Annotated in this window: 11 protein-coding genes and 9 pseudogenes; 11 read left to right on the plus strand and 9 right to left on the minus strand. The window is 65.0% G+C overall.

The annotated features are described in order from the left end of the window. The 3 genes and pseudogenes from ACLBYB_RS25555 to ACLBYB_RS25565 form a co-directional block, all read left to right on the plus strand. Positions 1-464 (plus strand): transposase (locus ACLBYB_RS25555; protein ID WP_447700459.1); only part of this gene is annotated, 464 nt, incomplete at its 5' end. Positions 465-480: 16 nt separating this feature from the next. Then, a pseudogene (locus ACLBYB_RS25560) lies at positions 481-777 on the plus strand (integrase core domain-containing protein); the annotation flags it as partial. Positions 778-948: 171 nt separating this feature from the next. Next, the gene (locus ACLBYB_RS25565) at positions 949-1,161 is read left to right on the plus strand and encodes a hypothetical protein (RefSeq protein WP_447700460.1); all 213 of its coding nucleotides are present in this window, start codon (positions 949-951) and stop codon (positions 1,159-1,161) included. 330 nt (positions 1,162-1,491) lie between these two features. Here ACLBYB_RS25565 and ACLBYB_RS25570 read toward each other — a convergent pair whose 3' ends face one another. The 3 genes and pseudogenes from ACLBYB_RS25570 to ACLBYB_RS25580 all read right to left on the minus strand — a co-directional run bounded on the left by ACLBYB_RS25570 (position 1,492) and on the right by ACLBYB_RS25580 (position 4,977). After that, on the minus strand, positions 1,492-1,791 hold the full coding sequence (locus ACLBYB_RS25570) for a hypothetical protein (RefSeq protein WP_447700461.1): 300 nt from the start codon (positions 1,789-1,791) through the stop codon (positions 1,492-1,494). Between the two features lie 7 nt (positions 1,792-1,798). Beyond that, positions 1,799-3,490, minus strand: a complete 1,692-nt coding sequence (locus ACLBYB_RS25575) for a methyl-accepting chemotaxis protein (protein ID WP_447700462.1) — start codon at positions 3,488-3,490, stop codon at positions 1,799-1,801. Positions 3,491-3,890: 400 nt separating this feature from the next. Continuing rightward, a pseudogene (locus tag ACLBYB_RS25580) lies at positions 3,891-4,977 on the minus strand (IS630 family transposase). A 260-nt stretch (positions 4,978-5,237) separates the two neighbouring features. Here ACLBYB_RS25580 and ACLBYB_RS25585 point away from each other — a divergent pair. Next, positions 5,238-5,816 (plus strand): TetR/AcrR family transcriptional regulator, encoded by a 579-nt coding sequence (locus ACLBYB_RS25585; RefSeq protein WP_447700463.1) that lies wholly within the window; start codon positions 5,238-5,240, stop codon positions 5,814-5,816. A gap of 31 nt (positions 5,817-5,847) precedes the next feature. Beyond that, complete coding sequence (locus ACLBYB_RS25590; RefSeq protein WP_447700464.1) at positions 5,848-6,861, plus strand: NAD-dependent epimerase/dehydratase family protein; 1,014 nt, start codon at positions 5,848-5,850, stop codon at positions 6,859-6,861. Positions 6,862-7,010: 149 nt separating this feature from the next. On the opposite strand, the pseudogene ACLBYB_RS25595 reads toward ACLBYB_RS25590, so the two are convergent. Together ACLBYB_RS25595 and ACLBYB_RS25600 are read right to left on the minus strand one after the other, a co-directional pair. Further along, positions 7,011-7,847 (minus strand): annotated as a pseudogene (locus ACLBYB_RS25595) (IS3 family transposase); the annotation flags it as partial. Between the two features lie 55 nt (positions 7,848-7,902). Beyond that, a complete protein-coding gene (locus ACLBYB_RS25600) occupies positions 7,903-9,492 on the minus strand; it encodes an ISL3 family transposase (protein WP_447700465.1) in 1,590 nt (529 codons plus the stop codon). Positions 9,493-9,586: 94 nt separating this feature from the next. Here ACLBYB_RS25600 and ACLBYB_RS25605 point away from each other — a divergent pair, with 94 nt between their 5' ends. Continuing rightward, a complete protein-coding gene (locus ACLBYB_RS25605; RefSeq protein ID WP_447700528.1) occupies positions 9,587-9,748 on the plus strand; it encodes a hypothetical protein in 162 nt (53 codons plus the stop codon). Here the strand turns inward: ACLBYB_RS25605 and ACLBYB_RS25610 are convergent. Beyond that, positions 9,686-10,000 (minus strand): annotated as a pseudogene (locus tag ACLBYB_RS25610) (transposase); the annotation flags it as partial. The gene ACLBYB_RS25605 and the pseudogene ACLBYB_RS25610 overlap by 63 nt on opposite strands. 1,108 nt (positions 10,001-11,108) lie before the next feature. Here ACLBYB_RS25610 and ACLBYB_RS25615 point away from each other — a divergent pair. The 3 genes and pseudogenes from ACLBYB_RS25615 to ACLBYB_RS25625 all read left to right on the plus strand — a co-directional run. After that, positions 11,109-12,800 carry a methyl-accepting chemotaxis protein gene (locus ACLBYB_RS25615; protein ID WP_447700466.1) on the plus strand — a complete coding sequence of 564 codons (1,692 nt, stop codon included), beginning with the start codon at positions 11,109-11,111 and terminating at the stop codon, positions 12,798-12,800. Positions 12,801-12,807: 7 nt separating this feature from the next. Next, positions 12,808-13,107, plus strand: a complete 300-nt coding sequence (locus ACLBYB_RS25620) for a hypothetical protein (protein ID WP_447700467.1) — start codon at positions 12,808-12,810, stop codon at positions 13,105-13,107. A 133-nt stretch (positions 13,108-13,240) separates the two neighbouring features. Beyond that, positions 13,241-13,751 (plus strand): annotated as a pseudogene (locus ACLBYB_RS25625) (transposase family protein); the annotation flags it as partial. Between the two features lie 264 nt (positions 13,752-14,015). Here ACLBYB_RS25625 and ACLBYB_RS25630 read toward each other — a convergent pair. Continuing rightward, positions 14,016-14,534 (minus strand): annotated as a pseudogene (locus ACLBYB_RS25630) (hypothetical protein); the annotation flags it as partial. A 19-nt stretch (positions 14,535-14,553) separates the two neighbouring features. After that, positions 14,554-15,222 (minus strand): annotated as a pseudogene (locus ACLBYB_RS25635) (ISNCY family transposase); the annotation flags it as partial. 150 nt (positions 15,223-15,372) lie between these two features. On the opposite strand from ACLBYB_RS25635, the pseudogene ACLBYB_RS25640 reads away from it, so the two are divergent. Together ACLBYB_RS25640 and ACLBYB_RS25645 are read left to right on the plus strand one after the other, a co-directional pair. Next, positions 15,373-16,016: pseudogene (locus ACLBYB_RS25640) on the plus strand (IS630 family transposase); the annotation flags it as partial. Between the two features lie 25 nt (positions 16,017-16,041). Beyond that, on the plus strand, positions 16,042-16,206 hold the full coding sequence (locus ACLBYB_RS25645) for a hypothetical protein (protein WP_447700468.1): 165 nt from the start codon (positions 16,042-16,044) through the stop codon (positions 16,204-16,206). 191 nt (positions 16,207-16,397) lie between these two features. On the opposite strand, the pseudogene ACLBYB_RS25650 reads toward ACLBYB_RS25645, so the two are convergent. Then, positions 16,398-18,100, minus strand: a pseudogene (locus ACLBYB_RS25650) (methyl-accepting chemotaxis protein). Between the last annotated feature and the right edge of the window lie 442 nt (positions 18,101-18,542).

Raw genomic sequence — 18,542 nt, forward strand, 5'->3', positions numbered from 1 at the left:
CGCGGCGCTATCTGGAACTGCACGACGAGATCGCCGATCTCGATGCCATGATCGGCGCCATCGTCGACGAGCTTGCCCCGGACCTCGTGGCCCGCAACTCCATCGGCAGCAATGGCGCCGCTCAGCTTCTCCTGACGGCCGGCGACAATCCCGAGCGCTTGCGCGCAGAGGCAGGCTTCGCGGCGCTTTGTGGCGTGAGCCCCGTGCCGGCCTCATCGGGCAAGACGGTGCGCCATCGCCTCAACCGAGGCGGTGATCGCGCGGCCAACAGCGCGCTGCACATCATCGCCATCGGGCGACTGCGAACCGATGAGCGGACCAAGACGTATGTGGCCCGCCGCATCGCAGAAGGCCACTCCAAGCTGGAAGCGATCCGCTGCCTGAAGCGCTACATCGCCCGTGAGGTGTTCACGCTCATCACCCGGAGCCGGCAGGCGATCAACCAGACCCGCATCGCGGCTTGACACACAGAAGGGCGTCCGCGGCAGTCAGTACTGTTCGAATGAGTATCAGGCGGAACTACGAGGACATGGCATCGTGATTTCGATGTCTGGCAAGGGAAATTGCTTCGACAACGCGATGGTCGAGACGTTCTTCAAGAAGCTGAAGAGCGAGTTGGTCTGGCGCACCGCGTTCCCGATACGAGCCGAGGCCACCGTCGCGCTGGCCCGTTACATCGTTGGCTTCTACAATCCCCGTCGCCGTCACTCGGCGCTGGGCTACACCAGCCCTATCCAGTTCGAGAGGGGCTTCACCCACCAAACCGCTCTCCATTAAACCGTAGCAAGTCCAGACTTACCCTGCCACCACAACCTGGAGAGCTACCTGCACGCCTACCTGGACGGCACAGGCATCGCCGCCGACGGCGACGGCCCTCTGTTCCGGACGATCCGGCGCGGGACGGCCGAACTGACCCGCACGTACCTACCGAGCGCCAATGCCTATGCGATGGTGCGGCGTCGGGCGAAGGCCGCCGGTATCGCCACGCAGATCGGCAACTACACGTTCCGCGCCAGCGGGATCACCGCCTACCTGAAGAACGGCGGCACCCTGGAACGCGCCGCCGCCATCGCCAACCATGCATCGACGCGGACAACCCAGCTCTACGATCGCCGGGCCGATGAGGTGAATTTGGACGAAATCGAGCGCATCCTGATCTGAGGGATGCGCCGCTGAGGCGCTATGGGTTCCGCTGGGGGTGTTCACAGGGGTACGACGGCGGAAATCACGCATGTCGTACCCGTGCCATGTAGTGCGTGTTTAGTCGCGGCCTCATATCGACAAAAATGGTCTGTGAGGCTCCGCATGGGTATTTGGCGCCTCGTCGAGGCGCCACCCCGCCAGCGGCCCCAGAGAGCATTTAAAGCGATTCTTGCCCGTATCGCATATAGATGATCTCGCGACAGTCTTCTTCTGGCTCACCTTTGTCAATATTCGATGGCCGATCAGTGTTTGTATCCTATCGAGGTCGGCGGTTGAGTCCGATCAAGGTCAAGCAGGAGGCGAAAATTGTTGTGCCATGCCAGCAAGCTGGTGGACGGTGCTGAGCATGCGCCGCAGGGTATTCACCTGCCCTTGCATGCCGAATTTGGTCAGCGATAGATCCAGCTCGTCGACAACAACTTCCAACTGACGGCCCATCTCCATCAGCCGTTCGCCGCCAGCCTGGATATGCAACGCCCGCGGGCCGAGATGCTGACCCCGCTCGTACGCGGCGGCCAGCTCCTCGCTCAGACGTGTGACCTCATCGAGGCTGTGAGAGCGGACTGGGAGAACATGCATCTTAGCCATGACGTTCTCACGCTGCCCGTACGGTTGCGAGGAAGCGGGCGACCTCGGCACCGAGATGCTCGGATTGCCGCGACAGCTCCGAGGCCGCCGACAGGACTTGATTGGCCGCCGCTCCCGTCTCCTCCGAGGCCTGCGCCACGCCAGCGATGTTGCCCGTCACCTCGTTGGTGCCCGCCGACGCCTGCGCCACGTTGCGCACGATCTCCTGCGTGGCCGCGCCCTGCTGCTCCACCGCCGCCGCGATCGAGGTGGCCACGTTGTCGATCTCCCGGATCCGGCCCGTGATCCCACCGATCGCCGTCACCGCCTGCGCGGTCACGCCCTGAACCTCGCCGATCTGGCGCGCGATCTCTTCGGTCGCCTTGGCGGTCTGCTCGGCCAGCGCCTTTACCTCGGAGGCCACCACCGCGAAGCCCCGCCCCGCCGCACCTGCCCGCGCCGCCTCGATCGTGGCGTTGAGCGCCAGCAGGTTGGTCTGGCTGGCGATGCCCGAGATCATCCCGACCATGTCGCCGATCCGCGCCGCGGTCTGGCTGAGCGCCTGGACGAGGTGAGCGGTCTGGCCGGCCTCGCCCACCGCGGCCTGCGCGAGGCTGGCAGATCCCTGCACCTGCCGGCCGATCTCCTGCACCGACGAACCGAGTTCCTCGGCCGCGGCCGCGACCGTGTTGACATTGGTCGACGCCTCCTCGGCGGCGGCTGCCACGGTCGTCGACTGGGAGGCGGTCTCCTGAGCGGTAGCGGTCATCTGTTGGGCGGTGGCCTGCAGTTCGGTGGCCGAGGACGAGACCAGGCCGACGATGCCGCCGACCGCGCGCTCGAAGCCGTCGGCGAGCTCGACCATGGTGCGCTTGCGCTCGGCGGCGGCGGCCTCGTCGGCGCGGCGCTTGACCTCGGCCTCCTCGGCGGCCTTGCGGGCGACCATCGCCTTGATGCCCTCGACCGCCTTGCCGACGGCACCGATCTCGTCGCCGCGAGCGGCCTCCCGGATCTCGGCGTCGACCTCGCCGCGAGCCATGCGCTGGAGCACGCCGACGAGGCTACCCAACGGACGCGTGATGCCGAAGATCACGATCAGGGCCGACAGCGCCATCGCGCCGATGAGGCCGGCAACGGAGGCGGCGATCAGCATGGTCTTGGCCGCGGTCACGGCCTGCTCGGCATCGTCGCGGGCTCGGCGCAGCTCGGCATTCAGCCGCTCAACGCGACCTTGAACGAACTCTCGCATCTTGGTGCGCGTGGGAGAGGCCTCGATCAGGAGGACCTTTGCGGCGGCTTCGTTGTCGTTCTTGAGGCCAAGGGCATTTGCCTTGTCCAGGGCGGCGTAGAACTCCTTGAGGATACCCTGCAGGGTCTGGTTGGTGGCTTTCCGATCAGGTGTATCGGCCATCGCAATCAGGGTATTCACAGCATCGAGCGAGGCCTTCACGGTCGCATCGTAGCGCGTTTTATAGCCGGCCATCTCCTGCTCACGCGTCTCAAGGATGAGATTGCGCGCCAGGACAGCGGCGTCGTTGGTGTTGACCTGAATGCTCAGGATCCGTTCGAGACGGACCGCCTGCAGGTCGACGATCTCGCGCGTCTGCCCGGCGAGCTGATTGAGCCCGCTGATGGCATAGAACACCAATCCCGCAGCGACGGCTGCCATAATCAAGAGCGGGACGGCCGCCTTGGCCAGGATCTTTGAATTTCTCAGCATAGCGACACACGAGCCCTGGCATAAATCGATTCAAATATACAATGCAACTCTTAACATTGAGTAAAATTTTCGATAAGTCGCTTGTAGAAGCATACAGGTAAAAGGGCATATCACGTGAGAAACTATTTATATTCGACATTTTTTGATTGTATTGAAATTTTTATCCGACATTCCCTATCGTAATAGGAAAGGTATTCTTGAGTGGGTTTGTGTGGAGCAGTCCACCGCGGCAGAGGCAGCTTCCTATGCTCGAGCCGTATCTGCTTTGCGGAGAGGGTCAGGCAAAGGTCGTTTCGGCAGGCCGCAGGTCGCTCGGCGACAGGCTTGTCCACGTCGCGCCACCCATCCATGACTGCTTTCAGGCATCGGCTGAAGCGTCTTGAACGGCTAGTGCACTGACTCAGACGGATGGTTCAGGGGATCGGCTGACGGCGGCGAGGATATCGGTGGCGGGCTTGGTCCAGACGAATGGTCTGGCGCTCCGGTTGTGCTCGGCGATGTAGCGTTTGATCGCCGCCTAGAGGTCGACGACGCCGGTGAAGGAGCCTCGCCGCAGCCGACGACGGGTGAGCGCTGAGAAGAAGCCCTCGACCGCGTTGAGCCACGAGGCCGAGGTCGGAGTGAAGTGGAACGTCCAGCGCGGGTGCCGGGCGAGCCAGGTGCGCACCTTCGGATGCTTGTGGGTGGCGACGTTGTCGAGGATCGCGTGGATCGCCTTGCCGGGCGGGACGGCGGCCTCGACGGCGTCCCGGCAAGCGGATGAACTCACCGGTCCGGTGGCGCTGCATGCAACGGCCGAGCACGGTGCCCGCCAAGACGTCGAGGGCAGCAAACAGCGTCGTGGTGACGTGGCGTGTGTAGTCGTGGGTCTGGGCGGCGGCATGGCCGGAGGCGAGCGGACGGTCGGGGCGGGTGTGCTCCAGCGCCTGGATCTAACTCTTCTCGTCGATGGACAGCACCACCGCATGGGCCGGCGGATCCATATACAGGCCGACTACGTCCTCGACCTTGGCGGCGAAGGCGGGATCGCGCGAGCGCTTGAACGTGCGCAGTCGGTGCGGCTGGAGGCGGTGAGCGTCCCAGATCCGCTGCACGGCGCGCAACGAGATCCCGACCGCGCGGGCCACGGCCCGGCCGGTCCAGTGCGTGACCTCGCCCGGCGGTTCCGAGCAAGTCAGCGCCAGCACCTCGGCGACCGTCTCGGTCGAATGGGGTGGTGTCCCGGGCGGACGCGTCTTGTCGCGCAGCAGACCCTCGACGCCCGCCTCGGCGTAGCGCCGCTGCCAGCGCCACACGGCCGGACGGCTGACGCCCGCCCGCCGGGCGACTTCTTGGACACTCAGGCGCTCGGCCGAGAGCAGGACGATGCCGGCGCGCTGGATATGTTTGAGCGGGCGAGAGCGGTCGCTGGCGATGGCAGCCAGCCATGCCGCGTCGCTCGCATCGAGAAGAACGCATACCGTCTGAGCCCTGGCCCAGACTCGCACGCCTCACCGCCTGCGTGAATCCTCCGTCCGCGTCACTGCACTAGTGAGACGGAGCGCGAACAGCGCGTCGGTGCGCCCGACCGCGAATTGCCCGCTTGGGCGACGATTGCCGTCTGTCGAGCCAGCCAGTAGTTCGGACGACACGACGCTCCTTAGCGGCGGCACCAAAGTAGGGAAAACCCCACGACTCCTCCGACTTCCCCATTGCGAAAAAATCACCAACGTTTATATCCGACCAGACGGATATAAATGAGCATGGTATGGGTCGCAAACGCACAATCGATCGCGAAGCGATGCTCGACGCCGCCGAACGCGTCGTTGCGCGCGTCGGAGCGGCGAACCTGACCCTTGAAGCCGTTGCTCAGGAGGCGGGCATCAGTAAGGGCAGCGTACTCTACGATCTAAAGACCAAGCAGGGGGTGATCGAGGCGGTAGTCCATCGGGCCTTTCAACGCGATCAGGCTCATCATGCCTCCCTTGAAGGCGATCTCGGCCAACGCTCGAACCTCGCGATCCTCGGACGTATCCAGGGCGCGGCGACGCCACCTCCAGCAGCGTTCAAACCCGTCGCGTTGAACCTCACCGCAGCTCTCGCTCTGGACGAAGGGTTGCGCCAGCGAATGCGCGCGCAGCAGGACGCCACCATCAGTCGGATCGTCGAAACGTCGGCTGCGCCTCGTAAAGCGCTACTCGCTTATCTCGCCCTGGAAGGCCTCAAGTTCCTAGAGCATCTCGACTTCCATCAGTTTCCTACCGCCGAGCGCGAGAAGATTCTAAGCGAGATTTCCAAGCTGGCAGAAGGCTTGCCGCCATTTGGCACGCCAGAGACCTCGGACTGATGGTCCTTTTCATGATTGCGGAGATCTGCGGATGACGATGACGGAAACTGCGGTGGTCGGAGATGTGCCCAGCAAGCGCCTGTTCATCACCGGAGCGGGCGGGTACGTTGGCCGCAATCTGGTCCGCCACTTCGTCGCACTCGGCATCGAAGTTGTTGGCTTGGCGCGCAGCACGGGATCGGCTGAGACAGTGCGAAGCCTTGGGGCTGAGGCCTACGTGGGCGACATTCTCGATCCATCGATACGCGACGGGATGAGCGGCTGCGATGCGCTCATCCATACCGCCGCAGATACCAATCACGGCATGGGCGGATCGAAGCAGTGGCGGGTGAACGTCGATGGCACCCGCAACGTCTTGGAAGTAGCGTCGGCAGCGGGCATAGCTACGGCGATCCACCTGAGTTCCGAGTCTGTCCTCGCGGACGGCAAACCGCTTGTAAACGTCGATGAGCGCCGGCCCTACCCCCGGCGTCCCGCCGGCTCTTACTCGCGCAGCAAGGCCGAGGCGGAGCGGATCGCGCTCGGCTTTAACAGCGTACGCATGCGTGTCGTCGTGGTGCGTCCTCGCATGGTCTGGGGGCGTGACGATACTACGGCGATCCCGATCCTGACGGAAATGGCCCGCGCTGGGAAGCTCGCCTGGATAGACGGCGGCCGTTATCTGACCTCGACCCTGCACATCGCCAACCTTTGCTCTGGGCTCGAGTTGGCGCTGCGCCGTGGCCACGCGGGGCAGATCTATTTTCTTGCCGACGATGCTCCTTCGGAGTTCCGCGACTTCGTCACGGAAATGCTTGGCACGCAAGGATTATCTGGCCCGGACAAGACTATACCGCGCGTGCTGGTTCGTATAATCGCCCAGCTTGGCGGACTGGCTGGACGATTGACGGGAGGCCGGATCGTCCCGCCGCTCACTTTGCAGGCTTATGCTGCATCTGCGTTCGAGATCACCCTGAACATCGAAAAAGCGCGGAAGGAACTCGGCTACGCGCCCGTGATCTCGCGCGAGGAAGGCATGAATGAACTCCGCAGGCTCGCAGTCTAACCGTGCTTATGACGCTCGGTTGTCTATTGGGAGAAACAATGTTGTGGTAGACATGCTTGGGCGCGCCATCGCCTTATGACTACGTCCCCAGTCCGAAAAGAAGCCCACCCATGACCTGACCGGTATTTTGGACCGGGCCAGATGTGAGGCTACTGCATGGTAGCGGCCATGGGTAGCCGGAAGGCCAGATCTGGGAAGCTGACAGGCGCAGGCGGCCGGCAGCCGAAGGACGAGTGCGGTCGGATGCGGTTGTATGTGCTCTGCCATAGACCGATCACGATCTGCACCTCTTTCAGTGAGTAGAAGATCTCCTGCATGATGCACTCGTCACGCAGCTTGCCGTTGAAGCTTTCACAATACCCGTTCTACCACGGCGATCCGGGCGCGATGTATTGGATCTGCGAGCCAGCTTTGGCGAGCCATCTGCGCAGCGCCTTCGAGATCATCTCAGGGCCGTTATCGCAGCGGATGTGCTCCGGGATGCCGTGCAGGCACATCGCCTCAGTCAGAGCCTCGATCACGCCGACGCTGCTGATGCGCCGCGCCACCTTCAGTGCGAGGCAGGTCCGGCTGTGCTCATCAATCAGCGTCAGGATGCGCAGGCTCCGCCCGTCGTGCGTCTGCGCCTGTACGAAGTCGAAGCTCCAGACGTGATTGCGGTGGAGCGGACGCAGCCGCACGCACGAGCCGTCGTTCAGCCAGAGGCGGCTGCGGGGTCTATGTCGGCCGGGAACCTTCAGCCCCTCGCGACGCCAGATGCGCTGGACCCGGTCCTTGCCCGCTTGCCAGCCGGCTGCCTGAAGCAGCGCGGTGACGCGGAGGTAGCCGTAGCGTCCGTACTCGGACGCCAGGGCGACGATGGCGCGGGTCAGCGCATCCTCGTCGGCCGGCACGGCAAGCACGTAGCGCTGCGTACCCCGATGCTGGCCGACGATCCGGCAGGCGTGACGTTCTGAGAGATCGTATTTCTCCCGGATCCCGTCCATGTCAACGCCGAGTGATCGTGGTTCTTCCGCATTTCGTGTGGCGCGGAATTCCAGGTCAGGTCGCGGTGAGGGCGCGCTGGCGCAGTAGCGCGAAGCCCGCGCGGCCGAACATCGTGCGCTTGAGCATCTTCAGCCTGCCAATCTGCCCCTCCACCGGACTCGTCGACCACGGCGTCGTGATCGCGCCGCGTAACGCGTCCCTGTCGCGCTCGAGCCCGGCGGCGAACTTCGCCAGCGGCGTCGCCGCCGCCGCCGCGAACCAAGCCTCCAGGCTCTCACCCGAGCGCCGTCGCACGAGGTCGGCAAAGCGCGTCGCGACGGCCACGCTCTTCGCCAGATCGGGTGCCTCCACCCGCAGGTGATCGAGGAAGCGGCGATCGTCCGCAACGATTGCGCTCGGGTCCGCCTGCAGGAGCCACGCCGTCCGGTTGATCGACGGGGGCCGCCATCGCGGCGCGCTCATCGAGCCCGGCGTGGCGTCCATAACGTCCGCGCTCGCGCGACGCCGTCTCATCGCCCAATCCCGCACCACCCGCGGACGGATGTCGGCCCCCGCGCGGATCAGCCCGCGGGCGAGCTCGGCGGCGTTGCGGCAGCCGGCCTGCCAGCGCGCCTCGAGATGATCGCGGTAGGGGTCGAGGATCGTCGGCACGGTGCGGCGTCGCCGCCAGCAGGGCGGCGCGTCCTGGCGCAGCCAGACCCGCACCGTCTTGCGATCGAGATCCAGGGCCCGAGCCATGCCGGCCACCGAGGCGCCGCTCTCGGACAGCCGCTTGAGCTCGGAGTACCGAGCCCAATGCCGCGCGTGCGTCGCCCGCTTCCGAACCTCGATCACCGTCGGCGGACGCGTGGCTTCCTTCGCAGCCTGCGCTGCCTCGCCCCCCTGATCGATGAGCGCACGACCGACGGCGCGGATCACGCCATGATGATGGGCGACGATCGCACGTAGGGCGACGCTGAGGTTACGCAGCAGGAGAAAACGATCGAGGACGTGCTGGGCCTGCGGCGCGCCCGCGCGGGAGCCCTCGGCGAAGACGTCGGCGCGGTCGCGAGCGACGACCTCGATGCCCGGATGGACGCGCAGCCAAGCGGCGACGCTCCCGGCGTCCCGGTCGGGCAGGAGATCGAGGACGGTGTGACGTTCGAGGTCGACGACCATGGTGCCGTAGCTGCGCCCGCGGCGCCAAGCCCACTCGTCGATGCCGACGACGCGCGGCTCGGGCTGTGTCGGCAGAGGCGCCGCACGCACGAGGCGCACGAGGGTATCGGCACTCACCGGCATCGCGAGACGCTGCGCCATACGGGCGGCGGGCGCACCACCGAGGGCGAGACCGAGATGGCGCTGGAGCACGCGCAGCCGCTCGGATCGGCGGGCATGAGCGGCAGCGACGTCATCGACACTCTCGCTGAAGGTCCGCCGCGGACAGGCTGGGTTCGCACAGCGGAAGCGTCGCAGCCGGAGGCGCAGGCTGACGGACCGGCCCTGCCAAGGCAAATCGGCGAGGGTGCGCTCGCAGTGACCGTGCTTGCGGCCCGCGGACGATTGACAGGTGGGACAGCACGTCGGGCCCGGACGGGGTACGACGCGCACGATGAGCGGGTCGGTCGCCGGCTCGACGCCGACGACGGTCAGGCCATCGGGCACGAGGGGCAGGATACGGCGTGGCATGGCGTCCTCCGGAAAGCCGATCTCCGGAGATGGGGCACGTCACGCCGGCCGGCACACTTCGCCACACGATGTGCGGAAGAACCAGACTTCGGCGCCCTTTGACATCCAGCAGCGCCGCGAGAAGAACTCGCACGAGGGCTGGATCGGCACCGGCCTCGGCACGCAGCCGATGGCCGTCGGCCAGTTCCACCTCGATGGCGGCACCCGGCGCACCCTGGTCACGGGTCGGTAGCCCCACCGGCGCCGGCAGTGCGAGCGGAACGAAGGGAGGCGGAACCGGCAGGGCCGCCGCCCGCTCCTCATCCCAGGCCTCGCGTCGCGAGCGAAAGAGCAGCGATGGCGTCAGGCCATGGCGGCGTGCCACAGACGAGATCGACACGGTGGTGCTCTCCGCCCTATCGAAGATCGCTCGCTTTTCCTCAAGCGTCCACGAGCGACGCGTGCCGGCTACGACGATATGAGGCGAGATCGTCGGTCCAGACATAGGGCGGAGACAGGCCTTCGCGACAGCACTGTATCCAAGTCCAGGATCTTATCCCGCAAGGCGCCTGCCAACGAGCGCTTACGCAGATAGGTCTCTTCGACGAGGCGCACCTTCTCCTGCGTCGTTTAGTGCCGCCGGCGCCGAACGGAGGTGATCACCTCGACGCGTTCGGAGCGGGACAGGTCGTTAGAACTTATCATACGGTCGGTCGTAGGCACACACTTCCACAAGCGTGAGCCCCTGTCAGGTCATTTCGGGGGTAACTTGAGCCACACCGCATGAATGGCTAAAGTCTATATTATGAGATGATCCGTATTATTCTCTCAATGCCGGATTATTTGGCTCGTTCACGTGGCCACATTGATGTTCGGGGGCAGAGACCTCACAGCGTGCAAGCTTCTGGGTCAACTTCCTGGACTCGAAACCGTCGGACGCTATCACCTCAGAGTTCCCGTCGGCATTGTCCTGATCAATCATGGCTCCAGTCTGACGCGGAACTGGCATGCGAGGGCTAACAAAACTTGTACACTGTATAACTTCCTTACGACAATCGCCAATTTATAATTTTAGCACATTGAATGATCAGCTTTCAAATGCTAAATCCTAAGATTATCCTTGCAAATCAATACGGGAGCTTCATACGAAACGTAATTCTAGTTTTTTGTAGCAGTATAATATAGCATCATTCGCCGCTTAAATTCCAATGCACTCGGTCGGTCGGAGTAATCCTGTCATCTTTGACATCTACTATCACGATTGCGCCCATTTGACATCATCGATGCTGCAACGTCGTAAAACTGAATACCAGGAGAGTAGCCCATTGTGGCAGCGCAATTATTTCAACCTAACCGAGGTCGTGCCGGCTCGGCTTCGGTTAAACGCAGTAAAAATCCTGGTAAAATTTCTGTGATAATTGCCTCGAATGCCAAAAAAGATGTCATATTCAAATTCCGGATTGCAACTTATGTTTTGGAGTTGATGATTAAGATTTTATAAATAGCCGTATCGCATCCTTTCCAAAGCTGATCGCTGACTAATAGGATCTGATCAGCTTCCGCAAGTCGCCAGCGCAGTGGACTCGCGGGTTCTCCTGCGCCCGCTTTGTCCTATGCGCCTTCAACTGTCTCTCAAAGCCGTCCTCTCGGCTGCCTTCGGGTGTCTGGCGCTCATCGCGGCTGGACAGGGCGCGCTATCCATCATCAAGCTCGCGGGGATCCGCCATTCCGTCACGGAGGTCGCGGCGAACTGGCTTCCATCTGTCGTCGCGGTCGGGCAGATGCGCGATGCTGCTTCCGAGGTGCGCGTCAAGCAGCTGCGCCTGCTCAGCTTGTCCGATACGCCCGCTCGCCTTGCCGAGAACGAAGCCAAGCTTGCCGCGACCCACGAGAAGCTTGCTCAGGTCCGCAAGGCCTACGAACCCCTGATCGCCTCGAAAGAAGAGCGTGCGCTCTACGATGCGTTTGCCTCTGGCTGGAAGCGGTTCGAGCAGGCCGACGCCGAGATGCGTCGCCTGATGGAGGCCGGGCAGCAGCCAGCGGCTCTCAAGCTTCTGACTGCGCCCGAGACGGCGAACCTCTATGACGAAGCCCGCGCCGACCTGTCGCGCGACGTCGCGCTGAACGAGCAGGGGGCCCGTCGCGACGCCGACAAGGCCATGTCCGATGCCGATGCCGCCTCGCTGGCCGCCTACATCGCCGTGACATTGGCGTTGATGGCCGCGTGTGCTGCTGCTGCGTTCGGCCTGCTACGCGTCTCCCGCCCGATCCAGACCATGACGCAGGCGATGAGTGTGCTTGCCGGAGGCGATACTGCAGCAGAGGTGCCTTACCGGCAGCGCCACGATGAGATCGGCGCGATGGCGGCCGCCGTGCAGGTGTTCAAGGACAATCTAATCCGTACGCGTCAGCTCGAAGCGGAGACCGCCCAGGCGCGGCTCGCGGCCGAGGAGCAGCGCAAAGCCGGCATGCGCCAGATGGCCGATGGCTTCGAGGCCGCGGTCAGCGGCATCATCGGCATGGTGTCGTCATCGGCGACCGAACTGCAGGCCACCGCGCAGCAGATGACCTCGACGGCGACCGAGACCGCCAGTCAATCCACCACCGTGGCAGCTGCCGCTGAGGAAGCCGCCAGCAACGTCAGCACGGTTGCCGCGGCCGCCGAGGAGCTGGGTTCATCCGTGCAGGAGATCGGCCGGCAGGTGCAGGGTTCTGCCGAACTGGCGCACCGTGCCGTGCGTGAGGCGGACCAAACCGGAGCATTGGTGCAGGAACTGAGCGCGGCTGTCTCGCGCATCGGCGACGTCGTCGGCCTGATCTCGACCATCGCCGGCCAGACCAACCTGCTCGCGCTCAACGCCACTATTGAGGCGGCGCGGGCCGGGGCCGCGGGCAAGGGATTCGCGGTGGTCGCCTCTGAGGTGAAGGCGCTGGCCGAGCAGACCGCCAAAGCCACGAACGAGATCTCGGGTCAAATCAGCCAAATCCAGAGCTCAACGGGTCAGGCAGTCGCCTCGATCGCGGGGATCACCGAGCGGATCCGCGAGATCAGCGGCGTCGCCACCTCGATCGCGGCGTCCGTCGAGCAACAGGGTGCGGCCACACAGGAAATCGTGCGCAACGTCTCTCAGGCCGCGATGGGTACGGGCGAGGTCACCAGCAACATCGCGGGTGTGGCGGGTGCCGCCGAGGAGACCGGGGCGGCGGCGAGTCAGGTTCTAGGTGCAGCCTCCGAGCTGTCGCGTCAGTCCGAGCATCTATCGGCCGAGGTCGTGCGGTTCCTCGCCACCGTCCGCGCAGCCTGACGTCGCTGTGGCCGAAATTAACCTGCTCTCACCCCGGTTCAGCCGAGAGGGCGCGGAGCGCCTCGTCAAAGCCCTGGAACAAGCGCTTATCGCCAACGTGGATCTCGGTCCGCGCTGGCCCCAGATTCGGGCACTCGGGCTATCCCTGCGACAACTGAGCCAGGACCTGGATCGGGAGATCGAACAGATACCCTCCCGCCTCGACACGACGCCGGAGGCCGAGGCCTTCCGCGACCGCCTCTACCAGTTGGCCAAGGCGCTCTCCCGGTTGAGTTCGATTGCGGAAGCCTACCCGTCCGACGCCTGATCCGTTCCGCCCACTCGATCGACTCGCCAACATATCACGCAAGCGGAAGAATGGACTTGCTCCGCAAAAGTGGCTCTTCGTCATTTCGTTTGGCTTCCCCGTGCGTTCTCCGCTCGTGTGAGAAGGACGGAGCTTGGCGATGGCGCGGCTGCACGAGGTTCCTGGCTGCCGGGTACTCTCCAACAAGATGGGCCTGAGGCAGGCGTTGTCATGCACGTTCGCGGCTGCCGCTGCGTAGGACGTTGTCCCGTTTGCGGCACGCTGAGCACTGCCCGTCACGGCTCCTATCAGCGGCACCCCGCCGATCTACACTCCCTTGGACGAGCCGTTCGGCTCGACCTCACCGTCCGGAGTCTGCGCTGCCTCAACCCTTCCTGTCCCCAACAGACATTCTGCCTTCCTGCCTCTTCTCTCCTGGCTCCGCACGCCCGACGAACCCGACGCCTCGCCAAGGCCCAGCAGCGCGTCGGCTTGGCCATCAACGCTCGAGCCGGTGCGCGCCTGCTGGCAAATCTCTCCATGCCGGCGAGCACCTCGACCATCATCGTGCCATCGATCTTCTGCCCGACCGCAACTCGGCGACCTTCGAGGCTTGGCTAGCGTCGCACACCGACCTGGAGATCGTCGCACGGGATCGCTCGACAAGCTAAGGGCGGTGGTGACGATGCCGTGAAGCAACGCTCAGTCCGAGGGCCAGATTACGAAACTGAAGCTGATCAAGCGACTGATGTACGGCCGGGCCGGCTTCGACCTCCTACGCCGTCGCGTGCTCCTGGCTCCTTGACCCACACGAAATGACGAAGAGCCATTAAACCGTAGCAAGTCCAAGCCGCCCCATCCGAAGCGAACGCTCGCGCCGCCGCCCGCCGTCCGTACGCCGCCCAGTCGCAGCGGCGATACGGCTCGAGCTCGGCCGCGCAAGCCACGACCAGCGCCGCCACCGCTGGCTCGGCGTGCCCGGCGGCACGCAACTGCCACGCGACCTGCGCGTCGATGCGCGAGCTGTCCGGGTGGCCCCCGTCCCAGCCCGCGAGGATGTCCCGGCGGTGGGCGTGATAGATCGCCGCCGCCTCGCGCGTCGGCGGATCGAGCCCAGCGCGGCGCCTCGATCGGGGCCTCGGTCTCAGTATCGGACGCGCCAGGAGCGCGCGTAGGGCGCGCAGTCGTTGCGCAGCGCGCGCGATCAGCGTCGCGAGCCGCGCGCAGGCCTCGCCCGTCCGGGCGACGAACCGCGCCGCCACGCCCGGCTTCGGCTCGACCGATCCCGATTCGGGCGCGCGGACCACGCGCAACCCCACCCGAGATACCGTGCAGCCGTAGCGTCGCACCAAGCCTCGACCGACCCGCCGAACGGCGGCGGCTTCGTCGGCCACGTCGCCGCCGGGCGCGCTCAGTACAGCCTCGTACCGCCCAGGCGGGCCCTCCATCACCAGGGCGGCGGTGTGGCCGTCCGGCCTCGAAGATCGGCAGCGCGGCCTCGCGCAGGAAGTGGAAATGGCAGAGCTGATGCGGCACGTCCGGCAAGACCATCGCCACCGCCTTGCGGATCGAATGCTGGCCGTCGCTGATCACGCCCGCCACCGGCAGGTCGACCGCTTCGATCACCTCCTGCAGCAGGACGGCCAGATCCGCGGCCGTGCTCGACAGCAGGCTGCGCGCCAGCAGCACCGTGCCCGAGAGGCAATCGCGCAGCACCCACAGCACCTCGTGCCCAACATCCGGCTGCAGGCCGTCGAGCGCCAGGATGATCCGGTCCTGCTCGGCCAGTTGCCGACGCAGGTCAGTGGGAACGGCCAGTTGGGCAGCCAGCACCTCGTCGTAGCGGTCAAGCAGGTTGGTCACGCTGCGTTCGGCGATGGGAACGCCGCGCCCGCGCAGGATTGCGTGGATCTCCGGGACGGAGCGGTGCTCACGGTGGCGCAGGGTGCCGACCAGCGCCATGACGTCCAGGCCAAACTCGTGCTGCGGCAGGGCGAGCGCACCCTCGGCCTCCGGGCGGTAGGGCCGGTGGAAGCGGGCACAGCCCTCGGCCTCGCAGCGGCGAATCTTCAGCCGCAGCCGTTGCGTGCCGGTCAGCGTGACCAGCGTGCGGCGGTTCTCGTAGCGGATGCGCATGCCGGTGCCGCAGGCCGGGCAGAGCCGGCGGATCGGCCTCAGCGTCCGCTCACGATCAGGAACGCGAACCTGGGTGCGGGACATGGCGCGCCTGCCTCTAGCGCCCCCTCAGACCATAACCCTACCAGACAGCCAGCTTTGCCGTCCTAGAAAAAAAGCGGCCACGCCGCCGAGCAGGACCGGGAGGACGTGAGAGCTGCGCGCGAGGCGTGGTTCGAGGGCCAATTCGACCTCGACCCGGATCGCCTCGTGTTCCTCGACGAGACCGCAGCTAACACCACCATGGCCCGGCGCTACGGGCGCGCTCCACGGGGCGAACGCTGCCGGATGAGCGTGCCACAGGGCCACTGGAAAACCACCACCGTCACGGCGGGTCTGCGCACCAGCGGTATCACCGCACCCTGGCTGCTGGACGGTGCCATGAACGGGCAGGCCTTCCGCACCTACGTGGTCGACGTGCTCGCTCCAACGCTCCAGCCCGGCGACACGGTCGTCATAGACAACCTGCCGGCCCACAAAGTCAGCGGCGTCCGCGAGCGGGTCGAAGCCGTGGGAGCCCGGCTGCTCTACTTCCCGGCCTACTCGCCCGACTTCAACCCGATCAGGGGATACCCCAATCGACAAGTCGGTTGGGGACCCCTCAGATGGCCTTCGCGAAGCTGAAGGCGCTGCTGCGCAGTGCGGCGGCGCGAACCATCCCAGATCTCTGGGAAGCCATACGGCGCAGCTTAACCCGCTTCGCGCCAGCTGAATGTCGAGCCTACCTCGCCACTGCAGGATACGAGGCAACCTGATCGGATGCCGCTCTAAGCCGAGAGCTTGACAGCCGAGGAGACCGCGAAATCCGATCTCAGCGCACGCGCGACTGTCGCCTCGATCAATGCCAAGATCAAGGCATTCCGCAGGAACGGTGGTGAGCGGCGCTACCAGAAAGTCATCGCCGACAGCTACCCCCCGGACATCTTGCAGTTCCGCCGCCGGTAGCTGCGACCCCTCAAGCTCAAAACCACGCGTCTCGACGGCAGACCGGGTGGGTGTCGTCGTGGTCGCAAGATGCTGGCGCACCTCTCCTGGGACAGCCTCGGCCGGTCCGCTTCCGATCCCATGCGGGCGGGAAGCGGACATCCAGATAGCGGTCAGCAGCTATCGTCAGCGCTGAAGGAAACGCACAACGATCAGGCCGCGCGGACGGTTGCGAGGAAGCGGGCGACCTCGGCGCCGAGATGCTCGGATTGCCGCGACAGCTCCGAGGCCGCCGACAGGACCTGCGAGGCCGCAGCCCCCGTCTCCTCCGAAGCCTGCGCGACGCCGGCGATGTTGCCCGTCACCGCGTTGGTGCCCGCCGACGCCTGCGCGACGTCGCGCACGATCTCCTGGGTGGCCGCGCCCTGCTGCTCCACCGCCGCCGCGATCGACGTCGCCACGGTGTCGATCTCCCGGATCCGCCCCGTGATCCCGCCGATCGCCGTCACTGCCTGCGCGGTCCCCCCCTGAACCTCGCCGATCTGACGGGCGATCTCCTCGGTCGCCTTGGCAGTCTGCTCGGCCAGCGCCTCCACCTCGGAAGCCACCACCGCGAAGCCCCGCCCCGCCCGGCCGCGCCGGCGCGGGCCGCCTCGATCGTGGCGTTGAGCGCCAGCAGGTTGGTCTGGCCGGCGATGCCGGAGATCATCCCGACCATGTCGCCGATCCGCGCGGCGTTCTGGCTGAGCGCCTGGACGAGGTGGGCGGTCTGGTCGGCCTCGCCCACGGCGGCCTGGGCGAGGTGGGCCGAGCCGGTCACCTGCCGGCCGATCTCCTGCACGGAGGAGCCGAGTTCCTCGGCGGCGGCCGCGACCGTGTTGACGTTGGTCGACGCCTCCTCGGCGGCGGCGGCCACGGTGGTCGACTGGGATGCGGTCTCCTGGGCGGTGGCGGTCATCTGCTGGGCGGTGGCCTGGAGCTCGGTGGCCGAGGACGAGACCAGGCCGACGATGCCGCCGACGGCGCGCTCGAAGCCGTCGGCGAGCTCGACCATGGTGCGCTTGCGCTCGGCGGCGGCGGCCGCGTCAGCGCGGCGCCGGACCTCGGCCTCCTCGGCGGCCTTGCGGGCGACTATGGTCTTGATGCCCTCGACCGCCTTGCCGACCGTGCCGATCTCGTCGCCACGGGCGGCTTCCTTGATCTCCGCATCGATTTCGCCACGCGCCATGCGCTGCAAGGCATCGACCAAGCTCTGGAGCGGTCGCGTCACAGCGAACACGATGATCAGACCGGCCAGCGCCAGCGAGCTCAGCAGGCCGACGGCCGCGAAAACGATCAGCATGTAGGTTCCACCTTCGGCTGCTTGGGCGGCCTTCAGTTTCGCGGCAGCAAGCTCCTCAGCAAGCAGCGTTGCGCGACCCTGCATCCACTCGTTGATCCTGAACCGCGCCGGAATGCCTTCATCGCGGGCAATGCGGAACGCCTCATCACCCTGCTGGCGCATGCCAAGGTCATACACTCGATCAAGGATCGCGAAAAAACCATCGATAGCCTGACGTGTGGCCGCGTTGCCGGAGCGTCGCTCCGGCGAGTCGGCCAATGCCACGAGCCGATCGGCAGCCTCACGGGCTTCGGTCATTGCGTTCTGCTGGAGCGTCCGGAAGCGTGTCTTCTTCTGTTGATCGGTTTCCAGCAACATGTTGCGGTCCATGATCGCTGCTTCAGTGATACCGCCGCGCATGTGCAGCAAGGCGTCCAGGCGGCTCGCCTGACGATCGACAATCGCAGTCGTCTGATCCGACAACCCTCGCATCACGGATCGGGCATGGACGATCAAACCCGCACTGATGGCGATCGTCAAAAGGAGGGGTAACGCGATTCTAACAATCAGCTTTGCGTTGCGTAGGAGGTGCATTGTAGTACCCGAAAATGGGGCAACTGCCTAGATAGCAATCAACAGCGCAGTCTGAACTTTTTTATTACGTCCAGCAATCCGACTAAATAATACTTTCGTTCAAATCAATTCTACGTACCGATATTCAGTCAAATATCTTCGATGCATTGGGATCGTTCCTAATATTGCGTGATTGCGCATACAAACACAACCGTGATATTTTTGCCAGTTTGGGCTGATGTTCAACAGCAGACGTCATATGACCGCGTTCGGGAAGCACTGGCGATCATCGAGACGCCTGTCTCGGGTCGGTAGCGGGACGGATTCTTCGGGTAAATGACGGTCAGTCTGCCCTTGGATGCGGGCTGGCTGAGCGGCCATTTCAATATGGCGACAAGCCCCACTTCAGACCGTCGTTTGATAGCCGGATGGGCACCGGCACACCGCAGACCGCGGATGGAAC

This window comes from Methylobacterium sp. D54C (genome assembly GCF_053345595.1).